Annotated in this window: 18 protein-coding genes; 14 read left to right on the top strand and 4 right to left on the bottom strand. The window is 32.5% G+C overall.

The genetic code is table 11. The features are described from left to right. Positions 1 to 3: 3 nt before the first annotated feature. Together B4J88_RS12130 and B4J88_RS12125 are read left to right on the top strand one after the other, a co-directional pair. Positions 4 to 1461: a tagaturonate reductase gene (locus B4J88_RS12130; protein WP_286495604.1), complete on the top strand. Its 1458-nt coding sequence runs from the start codon at positions 4 to 6 to the stop codon at positions 1459 to 1461. A gap of 9 nt (positions 1462 to 1470) precedes the next feature. Continuing rightward, positions 1471 to 3084: a UxaA family hydrolase gene (locus tag B4J88_RS12125; protein WP_221855138.1), complete on the top strand. Its 1614-nt coding sequence runs from the start codon at positions 1471 to 1473 to the stop codon at positions 3082 to 3084. 1 nt (position 3085) lies between these two features. Here the strand turns inward: B4J88_RS12125 and B4J88_RS12120 are convergent, their stop codons facing one another. After that, positions 3086 to 4108, bottom strand: a complete 1023-nt coding sequence (locus tag B4J88_RS12120) for a LacI family DNA-binding transcriptional regulator (protein WP_038330468.1) — start codon at positions 4106 to 4108, stop codon at positions 3086 to 3088. A gap of 448 nt (positions 4109 to 4556) precedes the next feature. On the opposite strand from B4J88_RS12120, the gene B4J88_RS12115 reads away from it, so the two are divergent. From B4J88_RS12115 to B4J88_RS12060, 12 genes are read left to right on the top strand one after another with little or no spacing between them, the layout of a single operon-like run. After that, entirely contained in the window at positions 4557 to 7790 is a 3234-nt protein-coding gene (locus B4J88_RS12115) for a SusC/RagA family TonB-linked outer membrane protein (RefSeq protein ID WP_291067741.1), read from the top strand. A gap of 18 nt (positions 7791 to 7808) precedes the next feature. Next, on the top strand, positions 7809 to 9632 hold the full coding sequence (locus B4J88_RS12110; RefSeq protein WP_291067740.1) for a RagB/SusD family nutrient uptake outer membrane protein: 1824 nt from the start codon (positions 7809 to 7811) through the stop codon (positions 9630 to 9632). Positions 9633 to 9644: 12 nt separating this feature from the next. After that, positions 9645 to 11333: a DUF4957 domain-containing protein gene (locus B4J88_RS12105; RefSeq protein ID WP_291067739.1), complete on the top strand. Its 1689-nt coding sequence runs from the start codon at positions 9645 to 9647 to the stop codon at positions 11331 to 11333. Positions 11334 to 11347: 14 nt separating this feature from the next. After that, complete coding sequence (locus B4J88_RS12100) at positions 11348 to 13558, top strand: pectinesterase family protein (RefSeq protein ID WP_291067738.1); 2211 nt, start codon at positions 11348 to 11350, stop codon at positions 13556 to 13558. A 31-nt stretch (positions 13559 to 13589) separates the two neighbouring features. Then, entirely contained in the window at positions 13590 to 14573 is a 984-nt protein-coding gene (locus tag B4J88_RS12095; protein ID WP_291046874.1) for a DUF4861 family protein, read from the top strand. A 10-nt stretch (positions 14574 to 14583) separates the two neighbouring features. Further along, positions 14584 to 15798, top strand: coding sequence for a glycoside hydrolase family 88/105 protein (locus B4J88_RS12090; protein WP_291067737.1), 1215 nt, complete (start codon positions 14584 to 14586; stop codon positions 15796 to 15798). Between the two features lie 5 nt (positions 15799 to 15803). Continuing rightward, a complete protein-coding gene (locus B4J88_RS12085) occupies positions 15804 to 17432 on the top strand; it encodes a glycoside hydrolase 43 family protein (RefSeq protein ID WP_291067736.1) in 1629 nt (542 codons plus the stop codon). Beyond that, on the top strand, positions 17432 to 18244 hold the full coding sequence (locus tag B4J88_RS12080) for a rhamnogalacturonan acetylesterase (RefSeq protein ID WP_291067735.1): 813 nt from the start codon (positions 17432 to 17434) through the stop codon (positions 18242 to 18244). The genes B4J88_RS12085 and B4J88_RS12080 overlap by 1 nt, the downstream gene beginning before the upstream one ends. After that, on the top strand, positions 18244 to 19911 hold the full coding sequence (locus tag B4J88_RS12075) for a glycoside hydrolase family 28 protein (RefSeq protein WP_291067734.1): 1668 nt from the start codon (positions 18244 to 18246) through the stop codon (positions 19909 to 19911). Before B4J88_RS12080 ends, B4J88_RS12075 begins: the two co-directional genes overlap by 1 nt. Beyond that, complete coding sequence (locus tag B4J88_RS12070; RefSeq protein WP_291067733.1) at positions 19895 to 20797, top strand: alpha/beta hydrolase; 903 nt, start codon at positions 19895 to 19897, stop codon at positions 20795 to 20797. Before B4J88_RS12075 ends, B4J88_RS12070 begins: the two co-directional genes overlap by 17 nt. Continuing rightward, positions 20794 to 21768 (top strand): pectinesterase family protein, encoded by a 975-nt coding sequence (locus tag B4J88_RS12065; RefSeq protein ID WP_291067732.1) that lies wholly within the window; start codon positions 20794 to 20796, stop codon positions 21766 to 21768. The genes B4J88_RS12070 and B4J88_RS12065 overlap by 4 nt, the downstream gene beginning before the upstream one ends. Position 21769: 1 nt before the next feature. Next, positions 21770 to 22510, top strand: coding sequence for a rhamnogalacturonan acetylesterase (locus B4J88_RS12060; RefSeq protein ID WP_286495612.1), 741 nt, complete (start codon positions 21770 to 21772; stop codon positions 22508 to 22510). 74 nt (positions 22511 to 22584) lie between these two features. On the opposite strand, the gene B4J88_RS12055 is transcribed toward B4J88_RS12060, so the two are convergent. Genes B4J88_RS12055 through B4J88_RS12045 form a run of 3 tightly spaced genes read right to left on the bottom strand, consistent with a single transcriptional unit; the run spans position 22585 to position 25231 of the window. Then, on the bottom strand, positions 22585 to 23646 hold the full coding sequence (locus B4J88_RS12055; protein ID WP_219034310.1) for an agmatine deiminase family protein: 1062 nt from the start codon (positions 23644 to 23646) through the stop codon (positions 22585 to 22587). A gap of 2 nt (positions 23647 to 23648) precedes the next feature. Then, the gene (gene blaEBR, locus B4J88_RS12050) at positions 23649 to 24356 is read right to left on the bottom strand and encodes an EBR family subclass B1 metallo-beta-lactamase (RefSeq protein ID WP_291067731.1); all 708 of its coding nucleotides are present in this window, start codon (positions 24354 to 24356) and stop codon (positions 23649 to 23651) included. Then, positions 24356 to 25231, bottom strand: coding sequence for a carbon-nitrogen hydrolase (locus tag B4J88_RS12045; protein ID WP_180906332.1), 876 nt, complete (start codon positions 25229 to 25231; stop codon positions 24356 to 24358). Before B4J88_RS12045 ends, blaEBR begins: the two co-directional genes overlap by 1 nt. Between the last annotated feature and the right edge of the window lie 218 nt (positions 25232 to 25449).

Below are 25449 nucleotides of genomic sequence, written 5' to 3'. Positions count from 1 at the left end.
AACTTGAAAACAAAATTAAATAAAAAACTATATCATCAAGAAAATGAACTTCCTATAAAAATTATTCAATTTGGAGGTGGAAATTTTATGCGCGCTTTTACAGACTATGTAATCGATAAACTGAATAAAGATGCCAATTTTAATGCAGGAATCGCAAACATAAAAGTGACACCTTCTGGAAGTTCATTTCATACTTTTGAAGAACAAGATAATCTGTATACTTTATTTATTCGAGGAATTAAAAAAGGTGAATTGATTGATGAAAATCGTGTTATTTCTGCGATTCAAAAATCGATTAATCCTTATAAAGAATACCAAGATTTTTTGAAATTAGCAAAAGAAGAACAATTGGAATTTGTTTTTTCTAACACAACAGAATCTGGAATTGTATTTGATCCTTCAGAAAACAAATTAGAAAATGCGCCCCACGAAAATTTTCCTGCAAAATTAACTGCGTTCTTATATGAAAGATATCTTTATTTTAATGGAGATACTGACAAAGGTTTAACAATTATTCCATGTGAATTAATTGAGAATAACGCCATTATTTTGAAAGATTATATTTTAGAATACGCTAAATTATGGAACTTAGAAAATGAATTTATTACTTGGATTAACACTTCAAATAAATTTCATAATACATTAGTAGACAGAATTGTACCTGGATTTCCAAAAGATGATTTAGAAAGCTACACAAATCAGTTAGATTATGAAGATGAATTGATTGTCGTTTCAGAAGCGTTCTTATTTTGGGCAATTGAAGGCGATGAAAAATTGGAAGAAAAAATTCCTTTTAGTAAAGCAAATGAACAGATTTTGCTTGTCAAAAATATAGCACCTTATCGTACTTCTAAAGTTCGAATTTTAAATGGCGCTCACACTTCAATGGTTCCTTTTTCTATTATGTTAGGTATAGAAACTGTTCGTGATGCAATCGATAACAAAGTAGCTGGAGATTTTATTAAAAATATTATTTATAATGAAATCATTCCTATCCTTGATTTACCAGAAGAACAATTAAAAGAATATACAGAAGATGTTTTAGATCGATTTAGAAATCCTTTTATCAAGCACTATTTATCGAGTATAGCGTTAAATTCTATCTCTAAATTCAAAGTTCGTGTTCTTCCAAGTTTATTAGATTATGTAGAGAAATTCAATCAAATTCCGAAAGGAATTACATTTTCTTTGGCTTGTTTAATTCGTTTTTACAAAGGTGATTGGAACAATGAAGAATTACCTATAAATGATGACGAAGCGATTATAAGTGAGTTCAGAAATATTTGGAAAAACAATGATTATCAACAAATAAGTCATTCTGTTTTGAAGAATATAAATTTCTGGGAACAAGATTTGACAAAGGTTAATCAATTAGAAAATGAAATTGAAAAAGCTCTTCGGCTAATTGATGAATATGGAATTGAAAAATCTTATGAAATATATAGCAACCAAACGATTTAAGAGAAAAAAATGCAGAAAAAAGCTATAAAAGTTAATCCAACGGATAATGTAATTGTTGCATTAGTTGACCTAAAAGTAAATGAAATTGTGGTCGTTGATAATGCTGAATATGAAATTCAGAAAGATACGAATGCGAAACACAAGTTTGCTGCAATAGATTTTGTAGAAAATGACACGATTACGATGTATGGTATTACTGTCGGAAAAGCCGTTTGCAACATAAAAAAAGGTGAAGTTATTACGACTGAAAATGTAAAACATCAAAGTTCTAAAGTCGAAAAGAAAACAGCTACAACGTCATGGACTCCTCCAAATATCGATAAATGGAAAGACAAAACATTTATGGGATATCACAGAGAAGACGGACAAGTTGGAACGGAAAATATTTGGTTGTTTTTTCCTTTGGTTTTTTGCGAAAATAGAAATGTTGAAATTTTGAAAGATGTTTTCGAAAAAGAATTATTATTCGAAAAACCATCAAAACATCAACTGCTTTTACGTTCGTTAATTCAGAATTCTGATGAAAACGAGCAAGACACAGATGAAGAAGACACTAGAGTATTCAAAAATATTGATGTTAAATTCGTTACACATCAAGGAGGTTGTGGCGGAATTCGACAAGATGCTGAAGCTTTAGGAAGATTGCTTGCTGGATATGTAAACAATCCGAATGTCGCTGGTGCAACAGTCCTGAGTCTTGGGTGTCAGAATTTACAAGTTGATATTTTTAAAGAAGCTTTACATAAAATCAATCCTGATAATCAAAAACCAATTATCGTTTACGAGCAACAAAAATCTGGAACAGTTGATAATATGTTGAACGGTATTATTAAAGATTCGTTCGAAGCAATCAAAAAAGCCAATGAAATTGAACGTAAACCAGCTCCATTATCTAAATTAGTTTTAGGATTAGAATGTGGAGGATCAGATGGTTTTTCTGGTATTTCTGCTAATCCAACCTTAGGCTATTTATCAGATATTATGGCTGCAATTGGAGGTGCTACCATTTTGTCCGAATTTCCCGAATTGTGCGGAGTTGAACAAGAATTAATCAATCGTTGTGTGAATGAAAAAGATGCCGAAAGATTTTTACAATTAATGAAAGATTTCGAAGATTCTGTTGTTGCCGCTGGTTCTGGATTTGACATGAATCCTTCTCCTGGAAATATAAAAGATGGATTAATAACAGATGCGATGAAATCTGCTGGTGCAGCTAAAAAAGGGGGTTCCTCTCCTATTCAAGATGTTTTAGATTATACAGAATATATCAAAAAACCTGGTTTAAATTTGCTATGTACACCAGGAAATGATGTTGAATGTACAACTGCATTAGTCGGAACTGGATCTAATATCGTCTTGTTCACTACAGGTTTAGGAACGCCTACTGGAAATCCTGTTGCCCCTGTTGTAAAAATTTCTTCGAACACAGCATTACAAGAAAAAATGCCTGATATTATCGATTTTAATACGGGAGAAATCATTACTGGAAATAAAACAATTGAAGAAACCGCTAACGAACTTTTAGAATTTATCATAAAAGTTGCAAGCGGTGAAGTCAAAGTAAAAGCTAAGATTTTAAATCAAAACGATTTTATCCCTTGGAAAAGAGGCGTTTCTTTATAACCTATTTTCTTTTCGAAGATTTTCGAATATGAATTTGAGGATTTAAAACAACCTTTTTTTCTATGCTTATCCCTGAAAAATTTTCGTTCATATATTCCAGAAATACTTGAGCGGAAATTTTTCCCATTACATCTGGTGTCTGATCTACACTACTAATAGGTAATTCCATATATTGCGTAAATGGCTCATTACTAAAACCTATTATTGCAACATCTTCAGGAATGCTTATATTTTTCTTTTTCAATTGTTGACAAGCTCCCAACGCTGCATAATCACTGGCCGAGAAAATACCATCTGGTGGCGATGATAAATTCCATAATGTTTTTATTGCTTCAACCCCATCTTCTATCGAACTTTTAATTGAAAAAACATATTCTTCTTTAAAAGCTAATTTATTATCTTTCAATGCATCGATATAACCATTGTAACGATTCTGATAAATCTCTAAACGCAAATCTCCAGATAAATGACAAATTCTACGACAACCTTGTTTAATCAAATGCTCGGTTGCCAAATATCCACCCTTATAATCATCAATTGTTACAGTACTGATTCCTGCAATATCTTTTTTACGGTCAAAAAATATGATTGGAGTATTAGATTCTTTTGCAGTTTCTATGTGCGAAATATCTTCCGTCGTTTTAGAAACAGACATAAAAATACCATCAACCTGAGCATTCAATAAAGTATTCAGTTGTTTTCTTTCTAAATCTACATCTTCGTGACTTTGACAAATAATAACATGGTAACCATGTGGAGACAACTCCTCTTCTATCCCACGAATTAGAGATGAGAAAAAATTTGTATTAATATATGGAACAATAATCCCAATATTATTTGTCTTCCCACTTTTTAGAGCCTGTGCTAAAGTATTTTGTTTGTAATTAAGCTCTTTAGCAGCTTTCATAACCAACTCTTTCGTTTTCTGACTAATTTTAGGATGATCATTTAAAGCCCTCGAAACGGTAGCTGCACTAATATTCAATTTTTCAGAAATATCATATATTGTAGCACTTTTTTTCATAATAAGGTAAAATTCAAGTTCGTTATCAAGATTCGGTAAATATAAATTAAATCTCAATAGTATTATATAGTAATGTATAAATTACAATGGTTCTAAAACTATTAAAAAGCATTCAAAACACATTTGTAATCGATTACAAATTTACTTCAATTTATATATTTTTATATTCAAAAATTCAATAAATCACCAAAAAAATTATGATCTAAATTAACCACTTTAGCTTATTTAAGTTAGAGTATATATAAATATCAGTCAACACAAACAGATATTGTGTTAAATATCAATAACTAACAAATAGATTAATTATTTTTTATAAATTTTAATATTTTATTTGATTTTAAAAAAAATAGTTATATTTTAGTGTACTATATACACTTTTATATTTAATAATGTAATCGATTACGCTAAAAATTATTTAGTTTAACAGAAGAAACACAAAACCACACATATGAGGATATCTAAAATTAAGTTATTCACGCTTTTGCTTCTACCAATTGCGAGTTTTGCGCAAGAAGAAATAAAAGTTTCCGGAACAGTTAAATCATCTATTAATAATTCACCTCTTAATGGAGTTGACATTTATGTAGATGGGACAACGTACGAAACAATTACAGATGAAAATGGATTTTATGAAATTGTTGTTCCAGATAACTCGACTTTAACCATTACCTATGATGGTTATGAAATACAGACTATTCCTGTTAATAAGAAAGGAACAATCGATATAAAACTGAAAGATCTTGTTGCAACAGAGCAACAAAATCTAAATGAAGTTGTTGTAATTGGATATACAACTGTAACACGTGATGAATTAACAGGTTCTGTGGCAAGTGTAAATGCTGATCAGATAAAAGATATGGCAGTAAATTCTGCTGCTGAAGCTATACAAGGTCGATTAGCTGGTGTACAAGTTAGTATGTCCGAAGGTGCACCAGGAGCTGATGTTACAATTAAAGTTCGTGGAGGCACATCGATTACACAAGACAACAGCCCTCTGTATATCGTGGATGGAATACAAGTAGAAAATGCCTTATCTATTTTATCTCCACAAGAAATTGCAAGTATTGATGTTTTAAAAGATGCAGCTTCTACTGCTATTTATGGTGCGAGAGGTGCAAACGGTGTTGTGCTTATTACGACAAAAAGTGGTTTCAACATGCCTACACAAGTTACTTATTCTAATTATACTGGATTTAGAGAAATTCAGAATAAGTTAGAAGTAATGACTCCGTATGAATTTGTACGTTATCAGTATGAATTGTATAATATTAATAATGATGAGCAATTAGCAGATTCTTTCAGAAAAAGATATGGAGATTTTAACGATATAGATATCTATAAAAGTATGGAAGCGAGAGATTGGCAAGAAGAAGTTTTTGGTAGAAAAGCTTTTTCTCAAAATCATAACGTTTCGATTGTTGGTGGAAATAAATCGACTGATTTCAGTTTAAATTTAAATCACATCAACGAAGATGGAATTATGCTGAATTCTAGTTACAAAAGAAATTTAGCAAACTTCAAATTAAATCATAAAATCAGCGACAAAGTAAAAACTGGCGTTAGTTTTAGATATAGTAAAGATAAAATCATGGGAGCTGGTACATCAAATACAGGTTCTCAATCAAATAACAGACTTCGTAATTCAGTGAGATATCAACCTTTTGCTGCTCCAGGAAACGAATCGTATGTTGATTTCTTCGATCCAGATTATTATGCACAAACAAACCTTACAAGTCCTGTTTTGCTAGCGAATAATGAAGTAAGAGAAGACGAAAGACAAAACCTTTTGATGAATGGTTACTTGTCTTGGCAAATTGTCAAAGGGTTAACCTTCAAATCTGTTTTTGGTTATGTACAAACAGATCGCAATGACAATAGTTTTTACGGAAATATCACAAGTGTTGCAATGGCAAATGCTAATCTTCCTGTGGTTGATATGCGTGCAAGTCAAACAAGAAGAATTTCAAATTCAAATACATTACAATATTCACCAAGATTAGGTTCTAATCATAAACTAGATGTAATGATTGGACAGGAAATTGTAAAAACAGACGGAGAAACATCAAGAACGTATATCAAATGGTTACCAAAAAATATTTCGGCTAATCAAGCATTTTCTAATTTGCAAAGTGCGGTTCCTCCTGCAGGAATGGTACAAGATCCAGTTTCAACATCAGTAAATGTGGATCGATTGGCTTCGTTTTTTGGACAAGTTAATTATTCGTTCAATAAAAAATATATGTTAACACTTTCTGTCAGAACAGACGGATCGAGTGTATTCTCTCCTGATAATCGTTATGCTACCTTCCCTTCTGCTTCATTTGCTTGGAATGTTGCAAGAGAAAATTTCTTAAAAGATTCTTCTTGGATTGACGAACTAAAATTACGTTTAAGCTATGGTACTTCGGGTAATAACCGCATTGAGCCATTCTTATATTCAACATTCTTTAGTAGTTCAAGTAACTGGGGATATTCATTTGATAATGCTGTAGTTCCAGGTTTAGCTCCTAATGAAAGGTTGGCAAATTCGGGTGCAAAATGGGAAAAAACAATTTCTAAAAACATTGGATTAGATTATACTTTATTCAATAAACGTGTTTATGGTAGTATCGATGCTTATGTAACAAATACAAAAGATTTATTATTATTGGCTAAAATTCCGCAAACAGGCGGATACGAATACCAATATCAAAACTCTGGTGAAACGGAAAACAAAGGAATTGAATTTACAATAGGTGCTGATATTGCGAAATCTAAAAACTTTAAATGGAATGTAAACTTCAATATTTCTCATAATCAAAATGTTATCAAATCTTTAGGAAAAGATGTAACTGGTGATGGTCTACAATACTATTATCAATCATCTGGATGGGTAAATAATTTGCAAGATTTCAAAGTTGAAGTAGGTAAACCTATCGGACAATTCTATGGTTATGTAACAGACGGATGGTACAAAGTGAGCGATTTCGATTACAATCCATCAACTCAAAAATATACATTAAAAGCTGGTGTTGCAAGCAATTCTGCTGCGGCATTAGGTTCAAAAGATGTGCGTCCTGGAGATTTAAAATTGAAAGATTTAAATAACGATGGAATAATTGATGATAATGATAAAACAGTTTTAGGAAATGCTCAACCTAAATTCTATGGTGGATTTAATCAACAATTTCAATGGAAAAATATCGACCTAAGTATGTTCTTCACTTATTCTGTTGGTAATAAAGTTTACAATGCCAATAAAGTTGAATTTACAACACAATATTTATACCGCGACAACAATATGTTAAAAGCAGTTGCTGGAGCTTGGAGAAATTTTGACGATAACGGAAATCGAGTAACAGATCCTACACAATTAGAAGCTCTAAACGCAAATGCTACATTTTGGTCACCTCCTTCTGGAAATTATATTTTACATTCTTATGCCATCGAAGATGGATCTTATTTAAGATTAAGCAACGTTACAGTTGGTTATTCTTTACCAGAGGATATGTTAGCAAAAACGAAATTTATTAGCAAAGTAAGAATCTACGCAACAATCAATAATTTATTTACAATTACTGGTTATTCTGGTTATGATCCTGAAGCAAATACAAGACGCACAAGTCCTTTAACTCCTGGAGTTGATTACGCTGCCTATCCACGAAGCAGATTTTTCTTAACAGGTATTAATGTTACTTTCTAATCTCAAAACACATCAAAAATGAAAACAAAAACAATTATAAAAATATTAGGCGTTAGCATCGTTTTATTAACAACAACATCATGCGATGATTATTTGGATGTTAGTAGCCCTTCCAATACTTCCGAAATAGAGGTTTACAACGATGCAAGTTACACTTACTCTGCTTTGGTTGGCGTATATAATCAATTAGCTGGTGATAATGGTTACGGAAACAGAATTTCTTCTATCATTGGACAAGCTGCAGATGATTTCAAAACATCAGGTGATTACAATTGTAACGATCGTCGTGGAATTAGTATGTACAATGCATGTCCTACAAATCCAGAATTAGACAAACCTTTCCGTCAATTATACACAGGAATCGAAAGAGCAAATTTATTAATTTATAATATTCCGACATCTGATGTCTACAAATCTGGAAGTGATAGTGATAAAAAGTTAATGGATAGATATTACGGAGAAGCATTAACGTTAAGAGCACAATATTATTACGAATTAATCAGAAACTTTGGAGATGTTCCATTTCAAGATAAACCATCTTCTCAGTACGAACATATTTTCCTTCCAAAAACTGATCGTGATGAAGTGTATGAAGTTTTATTAAATGATTTAGAAACTGCTTCAAAAGTTATTCCATGGAGAGCCGAATCTGGAGATCCTACAACACGTATCACAAAAGCTTTTGTGAAAGGCTTACGTGCTCGTATTGCACTTGCTAGAGCTGGATATTCGTTGAGAAGACAGCCTGTACAGATGGTTAAAGGAACAAATCCAGAAAAATATTACCAAATTGCTCGCAACGAAACGTTTGACATTATGCAACAACGTGGAAGTCATAATATCAATCCAAATTACGAAGATGTTTTCCGTGCTATTCACGAAGGTCGCATGGATAATACAAACGAAATGATTTTTCAAGTAGGTGCTTTTGGCGGAAATGCGCGAACTGATAGTAAACTTGGTTATTACAACGGATTACGTCATAATGCAGCTTCTAAATGGAATGGTGGTGGCGGAATAAATGCTTTACCAACTTATTTTTATGAATTTGATAAATATGATCAAAGACGAGATGTAACAATAAATGCGTTCGAAATTAATGCAGATGATTTAACACAAGTGGTAAAAATTGATGCTTTAACAGACGGAAAATTTAGAAAATCTTGGACAAAAGTAACAGGTCCTTCTCAAAATGTTGGAATCAATTGGCCAATTATGCGTTTTGCAGATGTTTTATTAATGTTTGCTGAGGCAGAAAATGAATTAAACGGTGGACCAACTGCAGCTGCAATTGATGCTTTGAGAGAAGTTAGAGCAAGAGCTTATGCAAACAATCCTGATAAAATGCCTGCAGTTACAGCGAATGGCTACCAAGGATTTTTTGAGCAAATTGTACACGAAAGATTATTGGAATTTGGTGGAGAATCTATCCGAAAATATGACTTAATCAGATGGAATCTTTTAGGTCAAGTAGTAACAGAAACTCGTGCTAAATTACAAAATCTATTAGATGGAACGGGAGAATATGCCAATGTACCTAAATACATCTATTACAAAATTGGGAAATACGATCCAACTCAAACAGCCCAAAAAACTGTTTTAAGTTTAGATACTTATTTTGTTGGAAATGATAAAACAGAATTGTTCTACACACCTTCTGTGGCTTCTACTCCAACGGGATATACACGCATAAACTGGCAAACAGGAATGGTCGCGACAATGATTAACGACGAGCGAAAAGGTTGGTTACAATATTACAAACCAAATCATTCAGAATTGTTGCCAATCTATCAAGACATCATCAATACAAATTATAATTTAACACAAGATTACGGATACTAAAGCACAATTATTATGAAAAAAACTTTTTATAAAATATTGATTATAGGAACAGTATTACTTACTGCAAATGCTGTAATCTCTTGTAATGATGATGAATTTCAATCAGAATCTAACAATCCAATGAGAATGTTTACACCATTGTCTTTATCTGCCGAAAATTTTGAAACAGAAACAAAAGTCACATGGTCACCTTCTCTGTACACTAACAATATTGACGAAACTTATACAACAGAAGTTTCGAGCGATTCGTTATTTACAAATCCAAAAGATATCATTTTAACTAAAAAAACAGATTCTGCTGGAGTTGTTATTACGGATCAAGAAATTCCCGTGAGAAAAAATTTCTTTATACGTGTTAAAACAAATGCTTACGAAAACAGACCAGAATCTCACTGGTCTGTTAGTAAGCGAATTAAAATTATTGGAATCCAAATTTTACATCCTATTTATGATCCAAATATTCTAGAAAATCAAGCAACAGTTAGTTGGGATGTTACTGCTGGAGTAACTGAATTGAGATTTCAAGCATATACGCAAGTTTCTGGTCAAGATCCAGTTTATGTTGGCGATCCTATTGTAAGTCAAATCACAAGTAGCGAAGCAGCTGCTGGACTTAAAACAACAAAAGGACTTAATCCAAGTACACGATATACAGTCGAAATTTATAAAGGAAATACAAGCGTTGGTTCTCAGAATTTCACGACAAAATCATCTACAAGTTATAGTATTATTGCTAATTCTGGCGATGATTTAATCACCTTGATTAACAATGCAAATGATGGAGATATCATTGGATTAAATCCAGGAAAATATGATTCTGGAGATAAATTGTTCGCGATTAATGCGAAGAAAATTTCATTGATTGGAATTTCTGGAAATCCAGAAGATACAAAAGTTTCTTTCAAAGAATTTACGTTAAATGATACTGGAGCTGGTTTACATCTAAAGAATATCGAGTTAGATGGAAGCGCAAATACGGCAGATTATTTAATCAATTTGACAAGTAGCAGCAGCAATGGTGCGAAGGCTAATTTTGCAAATGTATCGATTGAAAATTGTGTTGTAAGCAATGTTAAGACCTCAGCTTTCAGAGCAAATAGAGGGCCTAATAGTGGTTATACAATGGATAAATTTGAGATTAAACATTCTTTCTTCAAAAATTTCCCAGCTTCATCTTACGGATTTTTACATTTAGATAAATTAGTTTTTAACGAAGTTAATATCGAGAATTCAACATTTACAGAAGTTGGAGATTTATTTATTCGATACAGAGAAAGTATTGCTACGCCATCTGCTAATGCAACAATTAATGTCAACAATTGTACAATTAATAGTTTTGGACAAAGTTCTTCTTTTCCACTATTAGATAACAATAACGTACCAATCAAAGCTAATTTTACCAATAATATTATTGCAAATTCGCCAAGAGTTGGAGGAAGTTTATCGAGTAATAATTTAATTCGTTTAGCGACTTCAAGTACAGCTGTTTTCACTTTCAACAATTTCTATAATTTAACGAATGGTAAAGCTGCTGATTTACAAAAACTTGTTTTTCCAACTGGAGTAACTTCTACAAATAATCAAGAAAATGCTCTAAATTGGACAAACACAACAATTGATTTTACATTACCAGTCAATTCTCCATTAAGAACTGCATCTTCTACAGGTGCTGCAATTGGAGATCCAAGATGGTGGAATTAATTAAACGATAAAGAATGAAATCACACATCGCAATTACATTTATATTTTTAATTCACTCATGTTTATTTGCACAGAATTTACCTGCTTTTCCTTCTGCCGAAGGATATGGCAGGTATAGTTCTGGTGGACGAGGTGGAGAAGTCTATATTGTCACAAATCTCAACGATTCTGGCAAAGGAAGTTTACGATACGGAATTCAGAAAAAATTGAGCAGAACAATCGTTTTTGCTGTTTCTGGAAACATTATATTGCAATCTCCTTTGGATATTAATTACGGAAATATTTCTATTCTTGGGCAAACTGCTCCTGGAGATGGTATTACCGTTTCTAATTATCCTGTAACCATCAAGTCTGATAATGTAATTATTCGTTACATGAGATTTCGTTTAGGCGATTTAGCAAAAGTAGAAGGTGATGCTTTGGGTGGTCGAAATGCACAAAATATAATCATAGATCATTGTTCGGTAAGTTGGGCTACAGACGAAAACATCTCGTTTTATCGTGTCAAAAATCTTACAATTCAATGGTCTATCATTTCAGAAGCGCTTAATAAATCTGTCCATATAAAAGGAGCGCATGGTTATGGTGGAATTTGGGGTGGTGAGCCTGCAAGTTTCCACCACAATCTAATTATGAGTAACAATAGTCGAAATCCTCGTTTTAGTGGGTCAGAATCAACGATGAATCCTGAAGATGAAATGGTTGATTTTCGTAATAATGTAATTTTTAATTGGGGCGCAAATTCTATTTATGGCGGAGAAAAAGGAAAATATAATTTGATTAATAATTATTTCAAATCTGGACCAGCCACAAAACATAAAAATAGAATTGTAAATCCTTCTATTCCATATGGTAAATTTTATGTCAACGGAAATTTTGTAAAAGGTTATGCTGATATAACAGCAAATAACTGGAATGGCGGTGTACAAGCCGATGAACCTTTAAAAGCAAAAGCTGAAACTGAATTTGGTAAAAATGAAATTATCACTCATTCTACTGAAAATGCCTACAAAATGGTTCAAGCACATGCGGGAGCAAGTTTAAAACGCGATGAAGTTGATAATCGATTAATTGGTTATTTAACAAACGGATATCCAAAAAATATGACCGGAATTATCGATAGTCAAACAGAAGTTGGCGGATTTCCTACGTTAAAAACATACAATATTCCTACAGATACAGATCAGGATGGAATGGACGATGAATGGGAAAAAAGAAATAATTTGAAAGTTGGCATTAACGATGCAAACGGTTACAATTTATCAAGTCAATATACCAATTTAGAAGTTTATGCAGAATCATTAGTTTCAGAAAAGATTAATTCAGCGAATAACAAAGTCAAAGATTATGATTTTATTGTAGCGAAAGATGGTTCAGGGCAATTCAAAACTATTCAAGAATTAATTGCTGCACTACCCGATTTTAGTCGAGTTCCTGTAAAAGTTTTGATTAAAAATGGTGTTTACAAAGAAAAAATCACCTTACCTCCTTCTAAAACGATGATTAATTTTATTGGTGAAGATCAACACAAAACCATTTTGACGTATGATGATTACGCATCAAAATTAAATAATATTGGTCAAGAAATTGGAACATCTGGTTCGGCTTCATTTTTTATTTTTGGAGATAATTTTTCAGCCGAAAATATAACATTCGAAAATAGCGCAGGCGAAGTTGGACAAGCTGTTGCTGTTCGCGTTGATGCAGATAAAATAAAATTTACAAATTGTCGGTTTTTAGGAAATCAAGATACGTTATATTTAGTGAAAAGCGGAAGCAGACAATATTTTAAGAACTGTTACATCGAAGGTACAGTCGATTACATTTTCGGAGCAGGAACCGCTTATTTTGAAAACTGTCAGCTAAATAATAAAGGGAAAGGATACATTACAGCGGCATCAACGACAGAAGATCAGAAATACGGTTTCGTTTTCGAGAATTGTAAGATTTCTGGGAACAATCAAGATTCTCATCATTTGGGAAGACCTTGGCGACCTTTTGCTCAAACTACTTTCATCAATTGTGACATGGATTTGTCTGTTAAAGCAGAAGGTTGGAACAATTGGGGGAAAGTTGCAAATGAATCTACAACACGCTACTCCGAATACAAATCTACAGGTAAACATATCGCAAATAAAAGAGTTAAATGGAGTCGTCAATTAACTGCTCAAGAAGCTTTAGCTTTCTCTAAAAATAATGTTTTAGGTGATTGGATCGTCAATTAAACTCCTCACTAATTTTAAAAAATAAATACGTATGAAAAAAATTATTGCCACAATAACAACATTAATCCTTGTCACTTCTTGTAGTAACAGATTGGTTCAACATGAAAACAATGGATTTACCTATTCCGAAATTTCTATAAAAGAAGGCGGAAAATGGGTAGATGGAAAAAGAGGTCACAAAGAGTACGAAGGCGGAACATTTCGAAATGTACAAGAACATACTCTTGATCCTCAGCATACCGATCATGCTTTCGATATTCGATACGAAGGTCCAGGTTGGGAAAATCAAAATGTTGGTTATCGTTTGTATTTGGATTGGAGAAATGCTGTTGATATTTTCGGAAAAAAAGTAAAAACGCAAGTTTTGCAAGATGTTGGACAAGATGGATTTGATTCTTATCACGATCCTCAACCTTGGGGACAAGATATTCTGAAAGCTGGTAAATCGCTTGGAATTGGTGGTTTTGGACGATTAGTGAATGATACGGTTGCGCATTTGCATCAAGTTGAAAATACATATGTCAAAGTTAAAAACAGTAAAAATGTTTCGAGTTTTGAAATTGATTATTCTAAATGGAAAACTGCGGATCACACAACAGATGTAAAAGCAAAAGTTTCGATTTATCCTTATGATCGTTTTTCTAAATTTGAATTGAAAACTTTTGTCTTAACGAATGGTTTAACAACTGGTTTGGTGAAATTCAAAAATATTCCGTTGCAGCAAAAGAAAAGCGCAAATGGAAGTTGGGGATATATCGCAACATACGGAAAACAAACTTTAGTTGACAAAAATGATTTGCTTGGAATGGCAATTTTCTATAAATCGGATGAGGTCGAAAAATTAGTAAACGGAAAAGATGATCATTTAATCGTTTTCAAACCGACAACCAAAACAATGACATATTATATTTTGGCAGCTTGGGCACAAGAGCCAAATGGACTTAAAAACGAAACTGAATTCTACAATGATTTGAATTCGAAATTAGTTCAATTAGAAAAGTCTAATCGTTTATAAATAGTTGATAATGAAAAATATTTTAAAAACAACGGTTTGTGGTTTGATGATAATTTCGAGTACGTCTTGTATCAGTCAGAAAAAAAATACAGAAAATATTCTTGTCGATCCAAAGTTAAAATGGTCAGAAAGAATGGCAATTTCAGAAACTATTCGTTTCCCTGATCCTACACTTTTAGATTTTCAAAAAAAACCACGTTGGAGTTATACAAATGGATTGGTTTTAGACGCTATGTACAAAGTATATGAGCAAACAAATAACCAAACTATCTATAATTATATCTACGATTATGCAAATAGAATGATTGATTCGAATGGAAAAATTGATACGTATAAGTTCGAGAATTATAATTTAGATATGATTAAATCTGGCGACGCAATTTTTGATTTATACGAAAAAACAAAAGAAAATCGATTCAAAATTGCAATGGAAACGTTAGATAAACAATTAGAACAACAACCAACAACAACGGAAGGCGGATATTGGCACAAAAAAATCTATCCAAATCAGATGTGGTTAGATGGTGTTTACATGGCCGAACCTTTTCATGCAAAATATGCAACAAAATTTCAGAGCGCAACTGAAGCGAAGAAATCGTACGATAAAATTGTTTTACAATTTGACTTAATCGAAAAATATAACCGCGATCCAAAAACTGGTTTATATTATCACGGTTGGGACGAAAGTAGAAAAGAAAAATGGTCAAATAGTACAACAGGTCTTTCTCAACATTTCTGGTCGAGAGGAATGGGTTGGTACGGAATGGCTTTGGTTGATGTGTTAGATTATTTGCCAAAAGATTACCAAGGTCGTGATAAATTAATTAAATACCTTAATCAATATGCAGAAGCGATTGTGAAGGTTCAACATTCTTCGGGGACTTGGTATCAAGTTCTAGATCAAGGAAATAGAAGTGGAAATTATTTGGAAGCGACGGGTTCTTCAATGTACGTTTATACGTTAGCAAAAGGTGTTAACAAAGGTTATTTGCCAAAATCATACATGAAAAATGCCAAAAATGGATTTGATGGAATTTTAAAAGAATTTATTCAAGTCGATGAAAAAGGTATTGTAAGTTTAGAAAAATGCTGTGCTGTTGCAGGTTTAGGAGGAAATCCTTATCGCGATGGTTCTTACGAATATTACATTAATGAAGAAATAAGAGCAAATGATCCAAAAGGAACTGGACCATTTATTTTAGCTGCATTAGAATTAAATCGTTAATCGCCATGAAATCTACATTAATTCTCCTATCATTATTAGGATTAAATTTCTTGCCAATACACGCTCAAAAATCAAATGTTTGGGTATCAGATTTAGGAAACGGAACGTACAAAAATCCTGTTTTATATGCAGATTATTCTGATCCTGATGCAATTCGTGTCGGTGATGATTTTTTCATGACGGCTTCCAGTTTTAATGAAGCGCCGGGGTTACCAATTTTACATTCAACTGATATGATTAATTGGAAATTGGTTAATCATGCCCTACCCGATGTTTTTCCTATCAAACATTTTAGTACACCAAAAAGAGGCGATGGTGTTTGGGCGCCAAGTATCCGATTTCATAATAATGAATATTATATTTATTGGGGCGATCCAGATTTCGGAATTTACATGGTCAAAACCCAAAATCCTTTCGGAAAATGGGAAGATCCTATTTTAGTTCAAGAAGGAAAAGGTATTATTGATACGTGTCCGTTTTGGGATGAGGACGGAAATGCCTATATCGTACATGGTTGGGCAGGAAGTCGTGCAGGTGTAAAAAGTATTTTGACAATCAAAAAAATGAATGCGGAAGGAACAAAAGTCTTAGATAAAGGAAAACACATTTTCGATGGACACGAAAATCATCCAACTGTCGAAGGACCAAAAATCTATAAACGCAACGGTTATTATTACATTTTTGCTCCTGCAGGTGGAGTAGCTACTGGTTGGCAATTAGTTTTACGTTCAAAAAATATTTATGGGCCTTATGATGAAAAAATTGTTTTAGAACAAGGGAAATCAACTATCAATGGACCTCATCAAGGTGCTTGGGTGGATACAAAAAATGGAGAAGATTGGTTCTATCATTTTCAAGATGCGGACACTTATGGACGAATTGTTCATCTTCAACCAATGAAATGGATCAACGATTGGCCCTTTATTGGTGTTGATCAAGATAAAAATGGAATTGGAGAACCAGTTTTAACGTATAAAAAACCTACAATTTCGAATAAGTCTGACATTATAAATCCTTCAGAAACAGATGAATTTAAAGAAAATGATATTGGATTACAATGGCAATGGAGCGCAAATCCTTCAATTGTTTGGTACAGTAAATTAGCAAATCAAAATTTTCTTCGTCTTTTCTCTATCAAAGTTCCAGAAAATTCGAATAATCTTTGGACGGTTCCTAATTTGTTAACGCAAAAATTTCCTGCACAAAATTTCACAGCTTCAACAAAACTAAAACTTACGCCCGAAGATGCTACAGAAGGGAAAACTGCTGGTTTATTAATCATGGGAACAGATTATCAATCTTTGGTTATCACAAATAAAAAAGATGGATATTATTTACAATTGATTCGTGCAGAAAAAGCGGAGAAAAATAATCCAGAAAAAATTCTATCCGAAGTAAAATTATCAACTAATGAAGTTTTCTTGAAAGTAAAAGTGAGCGAACCAAACGGAATTTGTCAATTTAGTTTTAGTGAAAACGGAAAAAAATATACATCAATTGGAGAACCATTTCAAGCTAAACCAGGAAAATGGATTGGAGCAAAAGTTGGTGTGTATAGTATAAGTTCTCAAGATGCGAAACGTGGTGGTTATGCTGATTTTGATTGGTTCAGAATAGATAAAAACGAGAAATAATGAAGACAAAACAATTTTTATATACCTTGATTTGCTTCGTTACTTTGTCAAGTTTTTGTCAAGCTCAAAAAGGAAAATCAATCATCATTTTCTTAATCGGAGATTCAACTGTTGCAGATTATACAGACGATTATGATCCGGGCAAAAACTATATGAAAAACAGATATCCAATTTCTGGTTGGGGACAAGAATTTCAACCATTTTTTGCAAAAGATAGTGTACAAGATCTGAAACATTTAGCCAATAAACATATCATCGTCAAGGATAAAGCAAAAGGTGGTCGAAGTACGCGTACTTTTTTTCAAGAAGGTAGATGGCGAGAGGTTTATTCTCAACTAAAAAAAGGTGATTATGTTTTAATACAATTCGGACATAATGATGCCGCCGAAGATAAACCAGAACGATTTGTAAATTTAGAAGGTTACAAAGAATTTTTGAGATTATATGTAGATCAAACGAGAGAAAAAGGTGCAATTCCGATTATTCTAAGTCCTGTTGCAAGAAATTATCCTTGGAAAAATGGAAAGTTAGAAAATGTACATGGCGAATATCCATTTGTTGCAAAAGAAATTGCAAAAGAAAAAAATGTTGCATTCTTAGATTTAAATCAATTATCGATGGATTTTTTTAGCCAAAAAGGACAAGAATATGTAACAAAAACCTATTTCATGAATTTTGGAGCAAATTTGTACGATGCTTATCCAAATGGTCAAAAAGATAACACACATTTTCAAATTGCAGGCGCAAAAGCTGTCGCATCAATTGTTTTCAAAGAATTCAAAACTATCATTCAAAACAAAAACATTAAATAATGAAAAAATACATAAAACTACTTACAGTTGCCTTAGCGATTGTTTGTTCTACTCATTTATCAGCTCAAGTTGATGAGAATATTTACAAGGATATTGAGTTTAATATGCCGAAAGTAAAAGAAACTTCGTTTCCAAATCGTGTTGTTTCAATTGCGCAATATGGTGCAAAATCGGACGGAATTTTCAAAAATACAGAAGCAATCAACAAAGCTATTTCAGAAACAAGTGCGAAAGGGGGAGGAAAAGTTGTTATTCCGCGCGGAATTTGGTTGAGTGGTCCTATCGAAATCAAAAGTAATATCAATTTACATTTAGAAGATGGCGCTTTTTTGATTTTTAGTAAAGATTTTAACGATTATCCTTTAGTTGAAACAAGTTTCGAAGGATTAAATACAACGCGTACTGCTTCTCCTATTTCTGCTAAAAATGCACAAAATATTGCGATTACAGGAAATGGAACAATCGATGGAAATGGTGATGCGTGGCGTTTTGTAAAGAAAGGTAAAATGACAGATTCTCAATGGAAAAATTTGGTTGCGTCTGGCGGAGTTTTATCGAATGACAAAAAAACGTGGTTTCCAAGCGAAGGTTCTAAATTAGGTTATATCAGCAGTTCTAATTTTAATGTTCCTGATAAAATCAGCAAAGAAGATCTAATTAAAGTAAGAGATTTTTTACGTCCAGTAATGGTTAGTATTGTTAATTCGGATCGTGTACTTTTAGATGGTCCAACGTTTCAAAATTCACCTGCATGGAACATTCATCCGTTAATGAGTTCGAATATTATCATTCGAAATTTGAATGTTAGAAATCCTTGGTATTCTCAAAATGGAGATGGATTGGATTTAGAATCGTGTAAAAATGTGTTGATTTACAACAATACGTTTGATGTGGGTGATGATGCAATTTGTATCAAATCTGGAAAAGATAAAGATGGTCGCGATCGTGGAATTCCTACTGAAAATGTCATTATCAAAAATAACACAGTTTATCATGCACACGGCGGATTTGTAATTGGTAGTGAAATGTCTGGTGGCGTTCGCAATGTTCATGTTTCTGGTGCAACTTTTATCGGAACAGATATTGGTTTAAGATTCAAAACGACTCGCGGTCGTGGTGGATTAATCGAAAATATTTATATCTCTAATATTGATATGATTAATATTCCTGCACAAGCAATTGGTTTTAACATGTTTTACGAAGGAAATTCTCCGATTGTAGAAGATGATCAAAATGCGGATGACGAAAAAAGAAATGATAAAAAAGTTCCAGTAACAGAGGAAACTCCAACAATTCGAAATATATTTTTCAAAAATATTAATGTTGTAAGTTCTCACGAAGCCTTGTTTATCATGGGACTTGCAGAAATGAATATTAAAAATATTGTGGTTGAAAATTCGACTTTCGACACGAAAAAAGCTTTAAGTATTATTGATGCTGATGGAATTCAATTGAAAAATGTAAAATTCAATTACAAAGACGGAAAAGCGGTTACAATTTTCAATAGTAAAAATGTTGATTTAAGCACTACTGAATTCAAGTCAGCTATAACTCCAGAAATTAAGATTATTGGTAATGAATCTGATAAAATCAAGTTACCAAAAGCATTTGATAAGAAGAATGTAACAAGTTCTAAAGAAGTCAAAAAGAATGCAGTTATCAATTAAAAAGATTTTGTTTGTTTTTATGATGCATATGGTGATAGCCTTCGGTCAAGTTGAGAGACCGAAGGCTTCGCCTTATACAATCGAAACGACTTACGAAAAATTAAAGAAAAATTATCCTTTTATTACGCCGATTTCTTCTAAAAACTTCGAAAATATTAATGCGTTTGAGGATATAATTTATCAAAAAAAACATCAATTAAAAGCAGATATTTATCAACCAAAAAATCAAACTAAAACTTCTATAGCTATTGTTCTTGTACATGGTGGAGGTTGGATTTCGGGTAGCAAAGAAAATCAAAAACCAATGGCTCAAGCGCTTGCTTCGGCTGGTTTTGTAACAATGGCAATAAATTATAGATTAAGTGATGTTGCAAAATATCCTGCTCCTTTAGAAGATATGGATGATGCAGTTAATTATTTAATAAAGAATCGTAAAAAATACAAACTCGATCAATCGAAAATCGTTATTCTTGGCGCTTCAGCTGGTGCTCAATTAGCAACACTTTATGGCGTAAAATCAAAGAAAATTGCTTCAATTATAAATGTTGATGGAATTGTTTCTTTTATTCATCCCGAAGCTGAAGAAGGAACATATGCCAGTTATTTTTTCGGTTATACGAAACAAGATAATTTTGAACTTTGGAAAGAAGCTTCGCCTTTGGAATATGTGAATTCTAAAACGCCTCCTACTCTATTTATCAATAGTTCGCAGCCGAGATTTCGAGCTGGTAGAGATGATATGATGAAAAAATTAAACGATTATCATATTCTAAATGAAGCATACGAAATTAAGAATTCGCCTCATTCTTTTTGGTTGATGAACCCTTGGTTTGATGAAACGAAAGACTACATTATTGATTTTTTAACGAAACGATTCAACAAATGAAAATCATTCAATTCATTATTATAGTTTGTTTACATTTCATCTTTATCAATGTAAATGCTCAATACAAAACAATTACTGTTGCAAAAGATCAACAAGCAGATTTTACATCTATTCAAGAAGCGATTAATTCGTTGAGAGATTTAGGACCAGATCAAGCATTGATTCTTGTTAAAAATGGTGTTTATCACGAAAAAATTAGAATTCCTTCTTGGAAACACAAAATAACGATAAAAGGTGAAGATTCGGAAAAAACTATTATCACGAACAATGATTTTTCTGGAAAAATAGATGATTTAACCAATCAAAAAATGACAACCTATACTTCCTACACTTTTTTGGTTGAAGCAGATGATATTCAGTTAGAAAATCTAACGATACAAAACGAAAGTTGTAACCAAGGACAAGCTGTTGCGTTGCATGTGGAAGGCGATAAATTTGTGGCAAAAAATATTCGATTATTAGGATGTCAAGATACATTGTACACTGCAACAAATAGAAGTCGACAATATTATCAAAATTGTTATATCGAAGGAACGACAGATTTTATTTTTGGTGAAGCAATTGCCGTTTTTGAGCATTGTACCATAAAAAGTTTGGCTAATTCTTATATTACAGCTGCGGCAACACATCAAGAGCAAGAATTTGGTTATGTTTTTTTCAATTGTAGTCTTATTGCAGAAGACAATTTGACAAAAGTTTATTTGGGAAGACCTTGGCGTCCTTTTGCCAAAACAGTTTTTATACATACCGAAATGGGAAAACATATTCTTCCTATTGGTTGGAACGAATGGAAAGGTGATGCAATGTTTCCAGATAAAGAAAAAAAAGCTTATTATGCAGAATATAAAAATAAAGGTTTAGGAAATAATCCTCAAAAAAGAGCAATTTGGTCGCATCAATTAACCGAAAAAGAAATACAAAAATATACCATCGAGAATATTTTTAACGGATGGAATCCAAAGCAGAATTAACATGAAAAAAATAATTTTATCAACGATTTTATGCTTGTTTTTTAGCATAATATTCGCACAAAAAAGAACCCTATTTCTTGTTGGAGATTCGACAATGGCGAATAAAGAAAATCCAACTAAAAATCCCGAACATGGCTGGGGACAACTTTTGCCTGAGTTAATGAATTCTGATTTAGAAATTCAGAATCATGCAACAAATGGAAGAAGTTCCAAAAGTTTTAGAACAGAAGGAAGATGGAAAAAAGTTCAGAATCAATTGAAAAAAGGTGATTATGTAATCATTCAATTTGGACATAACGATCAAAAAATTGAAGATTCTGTTCGTTACACAAATCCTGTCACTCAATATCGCGCAAATTTGGAACAATATGTTACAGAAGCACGAGCAAAAGGTGCTATTCCGATTTTAATGACTTCTATTGTTCGTCGAAATTTTAATGAAAAAGGCGTTTTGGTTGACACTCACGGTTTATATCCTTTGATTGTGAGAAGTGTTGCAAAAGATTTGGATGTTCCGTTTGTTGATATGCAATATTTGACAGAGAAATTGGAAATAAAATATGGTCCAGGAAACTCTAAAAAATTGCATTTACATTATCAACCAAATGAAATTGATTATTATCCAAAAGGCAAAAACGATGATACTCATCTATCAAAACTTGGAGCCGAAGAAGTTTCGAAATTAGCTGTTAAAGAACTGATCATACTAAATATCGGCTTAGAGAAATATATTAAAAAATAAGTTTTTAGTTTTCATTCAAAATCAATACCCCTCAACAAGAAATTTTGAAGAGGGGTATTTTTGTATTTTAAAAACTAAATCTTAGGTTCTTGTTGACTCAAACAATGGAAAGATCCTAGTCCCCAAATAATATCTGTAGAATCTATTCCTACAACTTTACGATCGGGGAAACATTTCTGAATAATATCCAAAGCAATTGCATCTTTTGCACAACGATAAGTTGGTACAATGACAGATTTATTCGCAATATAAAAATTCGCATAAGAAGCAGGTAAACGCTCACCTTCGCAATAAACCGCATCCGGCATTGGCAATTCAATAATGTTTAATGGACGTCCATCTCGTAATTTCATTTCTTGCAATTGGCGAAGATTCACTTGCAACAATTCGTAGTTATCATCCGATTCATCTGTTTCAACAACCGTCAAAACTGTATCTTCATTTACAAAACGAATTGTATCATCAATGTGTCCATCCGTATCATCACCAACAATTCCGTCTTCTACCCATAGAATTTGCGAAACTCCGTAATAATTTCTTAAAAATTCTTCGATTTGTTCTTGCGAATAATCTGGATTACGATTTTCATTCAGTAAACAAGATTTTGATGTCATCAACGTATCTTTTCCATTAAATTCGACCGAACCTCCTTCCATAATAATTCCAGGATGAAAAACAGGAAGATTAAATTCTGCACCAATTCTTGTTGGCACAACATCGTCATTTTCAAAAGGTGGATATTTTCCTCCCCACGCATTGAATCCCCAATCAACAATAACTTTTGGGTTATCAGGATTGTTTTTATTCAATAAAAATGCAGGACCATGATCGCGACACCATGCATCATTTGTTTCATTAAAATAAAACTCAACTTGTGACAAATCTGCATCCGTTTTTTCGATAAAAGACAACGCAAACACTTTCATTTCTTCATCTTTCACATTAATACGAACCTTTTCACCTTTCGATAATTCAGCAATAAATTCAGCATAAGCTGGATAAATTAACTGAATACGATCTGGCCAAGATTCTTCTTTGTGCGGCCAAGACAACCATGTTGCTTCGTGTTCTTCCCATTCGGCAGGAAATCTATATCCTAAATCTTTTGGGAATTTTGATGTATCTATAGTGTTCAATTTTATTTCTTTTCTAAAAGTTTAAACGTATTTTCGATATGTCCAGTAACTTTCCAATTTTCATGACCTGGAATAACTTGTTTAATTTTTGGATGTTTTGTAACTAGTTTCTGTACTGTTTTTGGCCATTCAGTAACATTTGCTTCACCTGTGTAACCTAAATTTACAGCGTCAGCACCTTTTATCAAACAACCTCCATTCAGCACTTTATATTTTGGAAACCAAACCACAACATTATCAGAAGTATGTCCTTCACCAAAATATTCAACAACAAATTTTTCATTACCAAATTTGTATGTTTTTCCTAATTCAATCTCAAATTTTGATGTCGCTTTTCCTTCTTTTTTTAATTTAGAATTGGTTAAAGAAGTTGCATAAGTAGGAATATTCAAATCATTATAAAAACTTAAATCTCCTGCTCTATCATCATGCGAATGTGTTGCAAACACAGCGATAACTGGCAAATTATACTTTTCTTGTAACATATCATTTAATTCTTGATATTGCGATTTCTGCCAAGGAACATCAAACAAAACGATTCCTTTATTCGTTACCAAATACATTCCATTTGCATTATATTCAACACCATTAAACGAATTGAATGTTTGATAAACAAATAGATTATTATTAATCGAATCAATTTGAATTGGTTTTATTTGACCAAATGCAAAACTTCCTATCAATGCAATAAGTGAAAATATTTTTTTCATTAATCTTCGTCTATAAAACGTTTTGTAATTGGTTGATAAGAATCGATTCGGCGATCTCTTAAGAAAGGCCAGTGTTTACGGAAGAAATCAGATTCATTCAAATCCAATTCAACCACTTCTGTTTCCTCTTGATCATGCGTTGCCAAATACAACAATTTTCCTTGTGCATTTGTCGCAAAAGAACCTCCCCAGAATTTCATCGCTCCATCTTGCTCAAAACCAACACGATTTACAGAAATAACTGGAACTCCATTCGCAACCGCATGTGAACGCTGAATTGTTTGCCAAGCATTGTATTGATCTTGATTTGTTTCTTCGTCTTGCGTTGTATCCCAACCAATCGCAGTAGGATAAAATAAAATTTCCGCACCCATCAATGCTGTAATACGAGAGGCTTCTGGATACCATTGATCCCAACAAATTAATACCCCAATTTTTCCAAATTTAGTATCAAAAACTTTGTAACCTAAATCGCCTGGTGTAAAATAGAATTTTTCATAAAACGCAGGATCATCTGGGATATGCATTTTACGATATTTTCCTAAATATTGTCCATCAGCATCTAAAATAGCTGTTGTATTGTGGTATAAACCTTGCGCACGTTTCTCGAATAATGAAGCAATAATTACAACTCCTAATTCTTTTGCTACAACTGATAACGCATCTGTTGATGGTCCAGGAATTGATTCTGCTAAATCGAAATTGTCGTAATCTTCGACATCACAGAAATATAATGAGGTAAACAATTCTTGCAAACACACAATTTGAGCGCCTTTTGCAGCTGCTACTTTTATTTGTTCGATTGCTTTGTTTAAATTTTCTTGTTTGTTATTAGTACAAGTCATTTGTACCATTCCAACTTTAACTTTTGCCATTTTATAAATAGGTCTAAAAATAAAAATGAATAATAATTACAAAATTAAGAAATTTAGTATGACATAATCTATTAGAAATGATATTTAAGAATATTTTATGTTCAAATGAGATGAAATTTAAAATTCTATCAATCTATCTAACAATGCTATTTTGAGAACAGATTTAAGAAAATTTTAAAAAAAGTTTACCTAAATATTATACCCGTTGTGCATTTTGA

Origin of the sequence: Empedobacter sp. UBA5036, assembly GCF_002415215.1 — a bacterium.
Lineage (GTDB): Bacteria > Bacteroidota > Bacteroidia > Flavobacteriales > Weeksellaceae > Empedobacter > Empedobacter falsenii_B.
The sequence above is the reverse complement of the archived record's forward strand: the minus strand, read 5'-3'. Positions and strand labels throughout refer to the sequence as shown.